This window comes from Paracoccus sp. PAR01 (assembly GCF_014851995.1).
In the GTDB taxonomy this organism is placed as follows: Bacteria; Pseudomonadota; Alphaproteobacteria; order Rhodobacterales; family Rhodobacteraceae; genus Paracoccus; species Paracoccus litorisediminis.
This window is the reverse complement of record NZ_JACVAW010000008.1, coordinates 101,058-112,657: the sequence shown is the minus strand read 5'-3', so window position 1 is coordinate 112,657 and position 11,600 is coordinate 101,058. Positions and strand designations below refer to the sequence as shown.

10 protein-coding genes are annotated in these 11,600 nt (G+C 64.6%); 9 read left to right on the top strand and 1 reads right to left on the bottom strand.

Going from position 1 to position 11,600, the window contains the following annotated elements:
* The first annotated feature begins 1 nt into the window (after position 1).
* The 4 genes from mrdA to IB235_RS13960 all read left to right on the top strand — a co-directional run bounded on the left by mrdA (position 2) and on the right by IB235_RS13960 (position 5,507).
* Positions 2–1,945 carry a penicillin-binding protein 2 gene (mrdA, locus tag IB235_RS13975; RefSeq protein ID WP_155039855.1) on the top strand — a complete coding sequence of 648 codons (1,944 nt, stop codon included), beginning with the start codon at positions 2–4 and terminating at the stop codon, positions 1,943–1,945.
* A 1-nt stretch (position 1,946) separates the two neighbouring features.
* Complete coding sequence (gene rodA, locus IB235_RS13970; protein ID WP_155039856.1) at positions 1,947–3,086, top strand: rod shape-determining protein RodA; 1,140 nt, start codon at positions 1,947–1,949, stop codon at positions 3,084–3,086.
* Positions 3,086–4,006, top strand: coding sequence for a glyoxylate/hydroxypyruvate reductase A (locus IB235_RS13965; RefSeq protein WP_192337234.1), 921 nt, complete (start codon positions 3,086–3,088; stop codon positions 4,004–4,006). The genes rodA and IB235_RS13965 overlap by 1 nt, the downstream gene beginning before the upstream one ends.
* A gap of 82 nt (positions 4,007–4,088) precedes the next feature.
* A complete protein-coding gene (locus IB235_RS13960; RefSeq protein ID WP_192337233.1) occupies positions 4,089–5,507 on the top strand; it encodes a mannose-1-phosphate guanylyltransferase/mannose-6-phosphate isomerase in 1,419 nt (472 codons plus the stop codon).
* On the opposite strand, the gene IB235_RS13955 is transcribed toward IB235_RS13960, so the two are convergent.
* Positions 5,492–6,118, bottom strand: coding sequence for a TetR family transcriptional regulator C-terminal domain-containing protein (locus tag IB235_RS13955; protein ID WP_155039859.1), 627 nt, complete (start codon positions 6,116–6,118; stop codon positions 5,492–5,494). The two genes, IB235_RS13960 and IB235_RS13955, sit on opposite strands and share 16 nt — an antisense overlap.
* A 241-nt stretch (positions 6,119–6,359) precedes the next feature.
* Between IB235_RS13955 and IB235_RS13950 the strand changes: the two genes are divergently transcribed.
* The 5 genes from IB235_RS13950 (at position 6,360) to IB235_RS13930 (ending at position 11,598) form a co-directional block, all read left to right on the top strand.
* Entirely contained in the window at positions 6,360–7,604 is a 1,245-nt protein-coding gene (locus tag IB235_RS13950; RefSeq protein ID WP_192337289.1) for a Zn-dependent hydrolase, read from the top strand.
* 61 nt (positions 7,605–7,665) lie between these two features.
* Entirely contained in the window at positions 7,666–9,117 is a 1,452-nt protein-coding gene (gene hydA, locus IB235_RS13945; RefSeq protein WP_192337232.1) for a dihydropyrimidinase, read from the top strand.
* Position 9,118: 1 nt separating this feature from the next.
* The gene (locus IB235_RS13940; RefSeq protein ID WP_192337231.1) at positions 9,119–9,892 is read left to right on the top strand and encodes an ABC transporter ATP-binding protein; all 774 of its coding nucleotides are present in this window, start codon (positions 9,119–9,121) and stop codon (positions 9,890–9,892) included.
* A 9-nt stretch (positions 9,893–9,901) separates the two neighbouring features.
* The gene (locus tag IB235_RS13935) at positions 9,902–10,765 is read left to right on the top strand and encodes an ABC transporter permease (protein WP_192337230.1); all 864 of its coding nucleotides are present in this window, start codon (positions 9,902–9,904) and stop codon (positions 10,763–10,765) included.
* Positions 10,762–11,598 (top strand): ABC transporter permease, encoded by an 837-nt coding sequence (locus IB235_RS13930; protein WP_192337229.1) that lies wholly within the window; start codon positions 10,762–10,764, stop codon positions 11,596–11,598. Before IB235_RS13935 ends, IB235_RS13930 begins: the two co-directional genes overlap by 4 nt.
* Positions 11,599–11,600: the final 2 nt, after the last annotated feature.

Below are 11,600 nucleotides of genomic sequence, written 5' to 3'. Positions count from 1 at the left end.
CATGCGCAAGTCGCAAAGGGAAATCGCCGAAAGCAGCCGCCTGATCTCGCGTCGGGTGCTGATGCTGGGGGTCATTCAGGCCGCCGTCATCAGCACGCTGGGCCTCAAGCTGCGCTCGATGCAGCTGGAACATGCCGAAGAATACCGGATGCTGTCGGATGGCAACTCGATCAAGATCCGCCTGCTGCCCCCGGCACGCGGGCTGATCCTTGACCGCAATGGCACGGTGATCGCCGGGAATGAACAGAATTACCGCGTGACGTTGACCCGCGAAGATGCGGGCGACATCTCGACCGTGGTGGCGCGTTTGCGCCGCATCATCCCGATGAACGACCGCCAAGCCGCCGAGCTGATCACCGAGATCCGCCGCCGCAGCGCCGTCACCCCGGTCATGGTCGCCGATAGGCTCACGTGGCAGGAATTCTCCTCGATCGCGCTGAATGCGCCTGCTTTGCCCGGCGTCACCCCGGAATCCGGCCTGTCGCGCAGCTATCCCCGCGCGGGCGATTTCTCGCATGTGCTGGGCTATGTCGGCCCGGTCTCGGATTTCGATCTGTCCAAGATCGAGAACCCCGATCCCGTCCTGCGCCTGCCGGAATTCCAGCTGGGCAAGATCGGCATGGAGGCCAAGCTTGAGGAGCCCTTGCGCGGCAAGGCGGGCTCTCGCCGGGTCGAGGTGAACAGCGCTGGCCGCGAAATGCGCGAACTGTCCCGCCAAGAGGGCCAGCAGGGCGCGACGGTCCAGACCACCATGGACGCACGGCTGCAGAACTATGCCGCGCAGCGGCTGGGCAATGAAAGCGCCGCCGCCGTGGTCATCGACGTGACCAATGGTGATATTGTGGCGATCTCCTCCTCGCCGGGCTTCGATCCGAACAAATTCGTGCGCGGCATCAGCTCGACCGACTACAAGGAGCTGATGCAGCACGACCACCGCCCGCTGGCGGACAAGACCGTGCAGGGCGCCTACCCGCCCGGCTCGACCTTCAAGATGGTGACGCTGCTGGCCGGGCTGGAGGCCGGGGTGATCAATCCCGGATCGCGCTTCTTCTGTCCCGGCTACATTCAGGTCGCGGGCCGCCGCTTCCATTGCTGGAGCAAGGGTGGCCACGGCACGGTCGACGCGGTGCGCAGCCTCGAACAGTCCTGCGACGTCTATTACTACGAACTGGCCCAGAAGGTCGGCATCGACCGCATCGCCGCCATGGCCCGCCGCATGGGCATCGGGGTGCGCCACGACCTGCCGATGTCCGCGATCACCGAGGGCATCGCCCCCGACCGCGCATGGAAGATGGCCCGCTACAAGCAGGAATGGCAGGTTGGCGATTCGATCAACGCCTCGATCGGTCAGGGCTATGTGCTGGCCTCGCCCCTGCAGCTTGCGGTGATGGCGGCGCGCGTCGCCACCGGCAAGGAAGTCATTCCCCGTCTGGTCCGCGCCATCGACGGCGTCGTCCAGCCGGTACCCGAGTTCGCCGATCTGGGAATCAACCCGCTGCACCTGCGCACAGCACGCGGCGGCATGGACGCGGTGATGAACGGCAGCCACGGCACGGCGCGTCGCGCCCGGATCGTGGCCCCCGAATGGCAGATGGCGGGCAAGACCGGCACCAGTCAGGTCCGCAACATCACCGCTGCCGAACGGGCGCGGGGCGTCATCTCGAACGACCAGCTGCCGTGGAACCGGCGTGACCACGCCCTGTTCGTCTGCTTCGCTCCCTATGAGATGCCGCGCTATGCGGTTTCGGTCGTGGTCGAGCATGGCGGAGGCGGCTCGGCCGTCGCGGCGCCCATCGCCCGCGACATCCTGCTTTTCGCGCTGGCCGACGGCTTGCCGCCCCTGTCCGCCTATCCGGACGGAGAGCGCGCCAAGGTCGAGGAAATGTGGTCCAAGATGAACCTCATGCCCGAACCGGCCAGCAAGACCGCCCGAGCGAAGGCCTGACATGAGCTATCTGGATTATTCGGTCGAGCGCGTCCCGACCGGCTGGCGCAAGGTCCTGTATCTGAACTGGCCGCTGGTTTTCCTTGTCACCGCAGTCAGTTGCATCGGATTCCTGATGCTCTACTCGGTTTCGGGCGGGGATATTGACCGCTGGGCCATGCCGCAGATGGAGCGTTTCGTCGCCGGCATGGCGATCATGTTCGGGCTGGCTTTCGTGCCGATCTGGTTCTGGCGCTCGATCGCGGTCGTGGCCTATGTGATCTGCGTGCTGCTGCTGGTCGGCGTCGAGGTCATGGGACATGTCGGCATGGGCGCACAGCGCTGGCTGGTCCTTGGCCCGATCCGCATCCAGCCATCGGAACTGACCAAGATCGCCTTCGTGATGACGCTGGCCGCCTATTACGACTGGCTGCCGATCGAAAAGGTCTCGCGCCCGCTTTGGGTGCTGATCCCGGTCCTGCTGATCCTGACGCCGACGGCTTTGGTGCTGATGCAGCCCGACCTTGGCACCTCGATCATGCTGATTGCGGGCGGCGGCATCGTGATGTTCGCGGCAGGCGTCAGCCTTTGGTATTTCGGCGCGGTCATTGCCATCGTCGTCGGCCTGATCACCGCGGTGATGGAAAGCCGCGGCACAGATTGGCAGTTGCTGCACGAATACCAGTTCAAGCGCATCGACACCTTCCTTGATCCCGGCTCGGACCCGCTGGGCGCGGGCTACAACATCATGCAGGCGCAGATCGCGCTGGGATCGGGCGGCTGGTCAGGACGCGGCTTCATGCAGGGCACGCAGTCACGGCTGAACTTCCTGCCCGAGAAGCACACCGACTTCATCTTCACCTCGCTGGCCGAGGAATTCGGCTTTGTCGGCGCGGGGACGCTGCTGATGCTGTACGTGCTGATCCTTGGCTTCTGCCTGCATTCGGCACTGACCAACCGGGACCGTTTCGCCAGTCTGATGACCATCGGCATCGCCGGGACATTCTTTCTGTACTTCTCGATCAATATGGCCACGGTGATGGGGATGCTTCCAGCCAAGGGCTCGCCCCTTCCGCTGGTCAGTTATGGGGGGACTTCGCTGATGATCTTGCTGATGGGCTTTGGCATCCTGCAATCCGCCCATGTCCACAGGCCGCGCTGATGCGGGTGCTGTTCGCCGCCCCCGCACGTCTGTGGGATGACTGGGCCCCCGCACTGCGCGCCGCCTGCCCCGAGATCGAGCTGACCCGCGACGGCGCGCCCGACAGTTTCGATGCGCTGATCTATGCGCCCGGCTACCCCGAGGACGGAACCGAGCTGGACTTCAGCCCCTTCGTGAATGCCCGCGTGGTGCAAAGCCTGTGGGCCGGGGTCGAGCGGATCGTGACCAACCCGACACTGACCCAGCCCTTGTGCCGCATGGTCGATCCGGGGCTGGCGCAGGGCATGGTCGAATATTGCACCGGCTGGGCCATGCGCGCCCATCTGGGCATGGACAATTACCCGCAGGACGGGGTCTGGCGGCAAGGGATGACGCCGCCATTGGCCTCGGATCGCGAAGTCACCGTGCTGGGCATGGGCGAACTGGGTCGCGCCGTGGCCGCGACGCTGGCCGGGCTTGGCTTTGATGTCGCCGGCTGGTCGCAATCGGGTCGCCCGGTCGAGGGCATCCCGGTCCTTGCCGGAGATCAGCTGGAACTGGCACTGGCGCGGGCCGAGATCCTGATCTGCCTGCTGCCCGACACGCCTGAAACCCGCAACCTGCTGGATGCCGACCGCCTTGCCCTGCTGCCCGAAGGCGCGACGATCATCAATGCCGGTCGCGGCACGCTGATCGACGATGCGGCATTGCTGACCGCGCTGGATCGCAACCACCCCGGCCATGCCGTGCTGGATGTCTTCCGGACCGAGCCGTTGCCGCCGGACCACCCGTTCTGGTCGCATCCCCGCGTGACGGTGACGCCCCATATCGCCGCCGAGACCCGCCCGGCGACAGCTGCGCTGGTCGCCGCGGAAAACCTGCGCCGCGCCATGCGGGACGAGGCATTGCTTTACCGTGTCGACCGCATGCGCGGTTACTAAGGTTGCGACTTGCCGCCCGGAAATTCGCGGCGGATAAAGAGCTTGGCGGACAATAACGAAACGACCCCCATGGAGTGATGGCATGGTGATGACCCCTGTTCTTCTGGCTGGCGGATCGGGCACCCGGCTTTGGCCGGTCTCTCGCAAAAGCTTTCCCAAGCAATTCGCGCCGCTGGTCGGAGAGGAATCGCTGTTCCAGGCCTCGGCCCGCAGGCTGTCGGGTGCGCGCTTTGGCGCCCCGCTGGTCATGACCAATGCCGATTTCCGCTTCATCGTGGCCGAGCAACTCGACCAGATCGGGATTGCCCCCTCGGCCATCCTGATCGAGCCCTCGGGCCGGAACACCGCCCCCGCGATCCTTGCCGCCGCCCTGACCGTGGCGCGGACCGACCCGGAAGGGCTGCTGCTGGTCGCACCCTCGGATCACGTCGTGCCCGACGCCGAGGCCTTTGGCCGCGCGGTCGAGCTGGGCGTGTCTGCCGCGCAGATGGGCCAGATCGTGACCTTTGGCATCACCCCGACCCGCCCCGAGACGGGTTATGGCTACATGGAGGCGGCGGGCGCGGGCGAAGGTCCGGTGACGCTGAAACGCTTCGTCGAAAAACCCGATGTCGCCACCGCGGAAGCGATGATCGCGCAGGGCAATTTCCTGTGGAACGCGGGCATCTTCCTGTTCTCGGCCCGCACCATGATCGAGGCTTTCCGCACCCATGCCCCGGAATTCCTTTCCCCGGTCGAAGAGGCGCTGGGAACGGCGAAAACCGATCTGGGATTCCTGCGGCTAGCCGCCGCGCCATGGGACAGCCTGCCCGACCTGTCCATCGACTATGCGGTGCTGGAAAAGGCCGACAACCTGTCCGTCGTGCGTTTTTCCGGCCACTGGTCCGACCTTGGCGGTTGGGACGCGGTCTGGCGCGAGGCGCAAGATGCCACCACCGAACGCGGCAATGTCACCGACACCCGCTCGACCGCGATCGATTGCGACAATGTGCTGCTGCGCTCGCAGGATGAAGGGATCGAGGTCGTCGGCATCGGGCTGAAGGACGTGATGGTCGTCACCACCAACGATGCCGTGCTGGTGGCCGGAATGGACCGCGCGCAAGAGGTCCGCAAGGCCGTCAGCGCGCTGAAATCCAAGGGCGCGCGTCAGGCCGAGACCTTTCTGCGCGATCACCGTCCGTGGGGCTGGTTCGAGACGCTGGCCCTGGCCGACCGCTTCCAGGTCAAGCGCATCGTCGTCAATCCCGGCGCGGCGCTGTCGCTGCAATCGCATTTCCACCGGTCCGAACACTGGATCGTGGTCAGCGGCACAGCGCGGGTGACGGTCAATGAGGTGGTGACACTGGTGACCGAAAACCAGTCGATCTATGTCCCGCTGGGTGCTGTGCATCGCATGGAAAACCCCGGCAAGGTGCCGATGGTGCTGATCGAAGTCCAGACCGGTGTTTACTTGGGTGAGGACGACATCGTGCGCTACGAGGACGTCTATTCCCGCGGCTGAACCCGCAGCATCCGCCGGTAGAGCTGGTCAAGAAAGACCTCTGCCTCGGCATAGGGATCGTGGTCGGGGCCAAGCACGGCCCTGACCTGCACCTCGAAATCGGCGTAATGCTGGGTCAGCGCCCAGATCGAGAACAGCAGATGATGTGGATCGACCGGGGCGATGCGGCCCTCGGCGATCCAGAGCGCGATGAGGGCGGATTTTTCCTCGACCAGTTCGCGCAGTTCGCCGCCAAGGATCGGTTGCAGCCGTGGCGCGCCCTGCAGCACCTCATTGGCGAAAAGTCGGCTTTCCTGCGGGTAGTCGCGCGACATTTCCAGTTTGCGCCGGGCATAGGCAAGGATCTGGTCCGCCGGATCGCCCTCTGCCCGCATATCGCGCAACGGCCCCAGCCACAGATCCATCAGCCCGCGCAGAAGCTCGGTATGGATCGCGTCCTTGGACTGGAAATAATACAGCACATTGGGTTTCGACAGGCCCGCCGCCTCGGCGATCTGGTCGATGGTGGTCCCGGCGAATCCCCGTGCCGAAAATTCACGCAACGCGGCGGTCAGGATCGTTTCGCGGTTCTTTCTCTGGATGCGGCTTTGCCGACGCGGCTGTTCCTGCATGGGTTTTCCGTGAAAGGCGCGGCATCGGACTAAGGACTGACATCGCCGCGCTTGACTGCCTATGGACCCGTGCTAGCCTGATCCTGACCAAATGGTCAATAATTTGCGACGAAAGGGTCAGAGTGCCTTTCAGGCATGTCACGTCCCAAGACCGATCCCGCCGACCGTCCGCAGAAGACGGCGGCCAGACAGGAAGGAAGATGCGATGACCACTGCCCCCGGCGGAACGGATACGGCTGTCATGCCCGCGGCCAACATGAAGGTCGATGGCGACCGGCTGTGGGACAGCCTGATGGAGATGGCCAAGATCGGCCCCGGCATCGCGGGCGGCAATAACCGTCAGGCCCTGACCGACGAGGACGCCGAAGGCCGCCGCCTGTTCCAGCATTGGTGCGAGGAAGCAGGCATGGCGATGACCGTCGATCAGATGGGCAACATGTTCTTCCGCCATGAGGGGACTGATCCCGATCTGGACCCGGTCTATATCGGCAGCCATCTGGATACCCAGCCCACGGGCGGGAAATATGACGGCGTTCTGGGCGTGCTGGCGGGCCTTGAGGTCATCCGCTCGATCCGTGATCTGGGCGTGCGGACGCGCCGGCCCATCGTGGTCACCAACTGGACGAATGAGGAAGGCACGCGCTTTGCCCCGGCCATGCTGGCCTCGGGCGTGTTCGCTGGGGTGATCGAACAGGATTTCGCCTATGCGCGCCATGATGCCAAGGGCAAGACCTTTGGCGATGAGCTTGAGCGGATCGGCTGGAAGGGCGAGGAAAAGCCCGGCGATCGCAAGATCCACGCCATGTTCGAATACCATATTGAACAGGGCCCGATCCTTGAGGCGGACGGGGTGCAGATCGGCGTCGTGACCCATGGCCAAGGGCTGCGCTGGATCGAATGCACGGTGACCGGCAAGGGCCAGCATACCGGCTCGACGCCGATGCGGATGCGCCGGAATGCCGGGCGCGGCTTGGCGCAACTGACCGAGCTGGTCCATGAGATCGCGATGAAGCATCAGCCCGCTGCCGTGGGTGCGATCGGCCATATCGACGTCTATCCGAACAGCCGCAACATCATCGCCGAAAAAGTTGTTTTCACAGTCGATTTCCGCAGCCACCTGCTGCCCGTGCTGCTGGCCATGGTTGAGGAGTTCAACACCCGCGCACCCGCGATCTGCTCGGATCTGGGATGCGAATTTTCCGCAGAGGTGGTGGGGCAGTTCGACCCTCCGGCCTTCGATGCGGCCCTGGTCGAACGGGTACGTTCTGCCGCTGACCGGCTGGGTTACAGCCGGATGGATATCGTCTCGGGCGCGGGCCATGACGCCTGCTGGGTCAACAAGGTCGCGCCGACGGTGATGATCATGTGCCCCTGTGTCGACGGGCTGTCCCATAACGAGGCCGAGGAGATCAGCCCGGAATGGGCCTCAGGCGGGGCTGACGTGCTGCTGCATGCGGTGCTGGAAACGGCCGAGATCGTCGCGTGACATCGCGGGGGCGCTGCCCCCGCACCCCCGGGATATTTTTGCAAGAAAGAAGGGTTGAGGGATGAGCACGGTCATCAAGGGCGGCACCATCGTCACCGCTGATCTGAGCTACAAGGCCGATGTGCTGATCGATGGCGGCCGGATCGTCGCGATTGGCGAAGGACTGGTGGGCGAAAAGGTGCTGGATGCCGTTGGCTGCTATGTCATGCCGGGCGGGATCGACCCGCATACCCATCTGGAAATGCCCTTCATGGGCACCTATTCCGCCGATGATTTCGAGTCCGGCACGCGGGCGGCGCTGGCCGGCGGCACGACCATGGTGGTGGATTTCGTCCTGCCCTCGCCCGATCAGGGGCTGCTGGATGCGCTGAAGATGTGGGACAACAAATCCGGCCGAGCGCATTGCGATTACAGCTACCACATGGCCGTGACATGGTGGGGCGAGCAGGTCTTTGACGAGATGGACGAGGTGGTGAAGCGTGGCATCACCAGCTTCAAGCATTTCATGGCCTATAAAGGCGCCTTGATGGTGAACGATGACGAGATGTTTTCGTCATTCCGCCGGGTCGGCGATCTGGGCGGCGTCGCGCTGGTCCATGCCGAGAATGGCGATGTCGTGGCCGAGTTGTCGGCGCGCCTGCTGGCCGAGGGGAATGTGGGCCCCGAGGGTCACGCCTATTCCCGCCCGCCGCAGGTCGAGGGTGAGGCCACCAATCGCGCCATCATGATCGCCGACATGGCGGGTGTGCCGCTTTATGTGGTTCATACGTCCTGCGAGGATGCACATGAGGCGATCCGCCGGGCGCGGGCGCAGGGCAAGCGGGTCTGGGGCGAGCCGCTGATCCAGCATCTGGTGCTGGACGAAAGCGAGTATTTCAACGCGGATTGGGACCATGCGGCGCGGCGGGTGATGTCACCTCCGTTCCGCAACAAGCTGCATCAGGACAGCCTGTGGGCCGGGTTGCAATCGGGCAGTCTGTCCTGCGTTGCCACCGATCATTGCGCCTTTACCACCCAGCAGAAGCGCTATGGGCTCGGTGATTTCACCAAGATCCCGAACGGGACGGGCGGCCTTGAGGATCGAATGCCGGTGTTGTGGACGAAGGGCGTAGGGACCGGGCGGTTGACCCCGAACGAGTTTGTGGCCGTCACCTCGACCAATATTGCCAAGATCCTGAACATGTATCCGAAGAAGGGCGCGGTTCTGATCGGCTCGGATGCCGATCTGGTCGTATGGGACCCCGAGGCGGAAAAGACCATCAGCGCCGGGACGCAGCAATCTGCCATCGATTACAATGTCTTCGAGGGGATCAAGGTCAAGGGCCTGCCGCGTTTCACCCTGACCCGTGGAGTCTTAGCCGTGACCGAAGGCAAGGTCGACAGCCACGAAGGCCATGGCGAATTCGTCGCCCGCGAGGCACGGCCCGCCGTCAACCGCGCGCTATCAGCTTGGAAGGAGCTGACCGCGCCCCGCCCGGTCGAACGTTCCGGCATCCCGGCCAGCGGGGTCTGAGTTGTCGGTCATCGAGGCGCAGGGCGTCAGCCTGACTTTCCAGACCGCCGACGGCCCGGTCCATGCCCTGAAGGACGTGGACCTGACCATCGGCAAAGGCGAATTCGTCAGCTTCATCGGTCCATCCGGCTGCGGCAAGACCACCTTCCTGCGCACCATCGCCGCGCTGGAAACCCCGACCGCGGGCCGGATCGGCGTCAACGGCCTTAGCGCCGATGAGGCACGGCGCGCGCGGGCCTATGGCTATGTCTTTCAGGCACCGGGGCTTTATCCATGGCGGACGATTTCGGGGAATATCTCTCTACCGCTTGAAATCATGGGGTTTTCAAAGACAGATCGCGCTGAACGGATTGCCCGCGTTCTGGATATGGTCGAGCTTTTGGGCTTTGGCGGCAAATTCCCGTGGCAGCTTTCCGGGGGAATGCAGCAACGCGCCAGCATCGCGCGGGCGCTGGCCTTCGACGCCGATATCCTGCTGATGGACGAACCCTTCGGCGCGCTGGACGAAATCGTGCGCGACCGCCTGAACGCCGCCCTTCTGGAGCTTTGGGCCAAGACCGGCAAGACCATCGGCTTTGTCACCCACTCGATCCCCGAGGCGGTGTATCTGTCCACCAAGATCGTTGTCATGTCCCCGCGCCCCGGTCGCATTACCCGCATCATCGACAGTACCCTGCCACGCGAGCGCCCGCTGGAGATCCGCGATACGCCCGAATTCATCCGCATCGCGCAAGAGGTCCGCGAGGGACTGCGCGAGGGGCACAGCTATGATTGAGGCGTGGCAATGAAACATGCCCTGCCCGTTCTGACCGTGCTTTGCGGCATCATCCTTGGCTGGTATGTCGCAGCCGTCGCCCTGAATGCGCCTTGGGCGCGCGATCAGGCGGCGCGGGCCGGAACAAGCCTGACCATGCCGGCGCTGATCCGCGCGACCATGACACAGGAACGCCCGGTTCTGCCCGCCCCGCATCAGGTCGCAAAGGGTGTCTGGGACGGGGTTGCGGGGCAGAAGATCACCTCGAAGCGCAGCCTTGTCTGGCACGCGGGCGTCACGCTGTCGGCGACGCTCGCGGGCTTTGCCATTGGCAGTCTTGCGGGCATCCTGCTGGCAGTGGGGATCGTGCATAGCCGGGTCATGGATCTGTCGGTCATGCCTTGGGCCATTGCGAGCCAGACCGTGCCTATTCTGGCGATTGCGCCCATGGTCATCGTGGTCTTTGCCAGTGCTGGCGTGACCGGACTGGTTCCCAAGGCGATGATCGCGGCGTGGCTTTCCTTCTTTCCGGTGCTGGTCGGCATGGTCAAGGGGCTGCGGACGCCCGACCGGATGCAGATGGACCTGATGCACAGCTGGAACGCCTCGCGCGCGCAGGCCTTCTGGCGGCTGCGGCTACCCTCGGCCATGCCCTACCTGTTCGCCAGCCTCAAGGTCGCGGTGGCGGCGGCGCTGGTCGGCACCATCGTCGGCGAATTGCCTGCGGGGGCAACGGCGGGCTTGGGCGCAAGGCTGCTTTCGGGCAGCTATTACGGCCAGACGATCCAGATCTGGGCCGCGCTTTTCGCCGCCGCAGCACTGGCCGCGGCCTTGGTCATGGTGATCAGCGGAATCGAGCGTGTCACCCTGAAACGCATGGGGCTGGCGCGATGACCGCCGCCCTGCCCCTGATCGCGGTCTGGCTGGGCGCGTTTGGCCTGAACACATGGCTTGCGCGGTATCGCGGCCCGATCCCATCGGCGCTGGTGCCGCTGATCTTCGGCGCAACCATTCTGATCCTGTGGGAGATGGCCTGCCGCAGCTTTGCCATTCCCGCCGTGATCCTGCCCGCCCCCAGCCAGATCTGGACGGCGTTCGGGGCCAACCTGCCTCTGCTCTGGGGCGATTTCGTGCAGACCATCCTGAAGGGCGCGCTGTCCGGTTGGCTGATTGGCACCGCCGCTGCGGTCGCCACCGCCATCGCCATCGACCGCTCGCCCTTCCTGCAACGGGGCCTGCTGCCCATCGGGAACTTTGTCGCGGCCCTGCCCATCGTCGGCATCGCGCCAATCCTTGTCATGTGGTTCGGCTTCGACTGGCAGTCCAAAGCCGCCGTCGTCGTTGTCATGGTCTTCTTCCCGATCCTTGTGAACATGGTTGCGGGACTCAAGGCCACCGATGCCTTGGCCCGCGACCAGATCGCGACCTGGGGGGCCAGCTATACACAGGCCTTGCTGAAGCTGCGCCTGCCCGCCGCGATGCCGTTCCTGTTTAACGGGCTCAAGATCACCACGACGCTGGCGCTGATCGGGGCCATCGTCGCCGAGTTCTTCGGCAGCCCCACCCGTGGCATGGGCTTTCGTATCTCGACCGCCGTGGGCCAGCTCAACATGCCGCTGGTCTGGGCCGAAATTCTGGTCGCGGCACTGGCCGGAACCGCCTTTTATGGAATTGTTGCGCTGATCGAGAGGCGGGTAACCTTCTGGCACCCCTCGCAGCGCCAATAAGC

What these genes read in the sequence shown, in the direction of transcription:
- mrdA (WP_155039855.1), top strand. Translation starts at nt 2, where the DNA reads ATGCGCAAGTCGCAAAGGGAAATCGCCGAAAGCAGCCGCCTGATCTCG.
- rodA (WP_155039856.1), top strand. Translation starts at nt 1,947, where the DNA reads ATGAGCTATCTGGATTATTCGGTCGAGCGCGTCCCGACCGGCTGGCGC.
- IB235_RS13965 (WP_192337234.1), top strand. Translation starts at nt 3,086, where the DNA reads ATGCGGGTGCTGTTCGCCGCCCCCGCACGTCTGTGGGATGACTGGGCC.
- IB235_RS13960 (WP_192337233.1), top strand. Translation starts at nt 4,089, where the DNA reads ATGGTGATGACCCCTGTTCTTCTGGCTGGCGGATCGGGCACCCGGCTT.
- IB235_RS13955 (WP_155039859.1), bottom strand. Translation starts at nt 6,118, where the DNA reads ATGCAGGAACAGCCGCGTCGGCAAAGCCGCATCCAGAGAAAGAACCGC.
- IB235_RS13950 (WP_192337289.1), top strand. Translation starts at nt 6,360, where the DNA reads ATGCCCGCGGCCAACATGAAGGTCGATGGCGACCGGCTGTGGGACAGC.
- hydA (WP_192337232.1), top strand. Translation starts at nt 7,666, where the DNA reads ATGAGCACGGTCATCAAGGGCGGCACCATCGTCACCGCTGATCTGAGC.
- IB235_RS13935 (WP_192337230.1), top strand. Translation starts at nt 9,902, where the DNA reads ATGAAACATGCCCTGCCCGTTCTGACCGTGCTTTGCGGCATCATCCTT.
- IB235_RS13930 (WP_192337229.1), top strand. Translation starts at nt 10,762, where the DNA reads ATGACCGCCGCCCTGCCCCTGATCGCGGTCTGGCTGGGCGCGTTTGGC.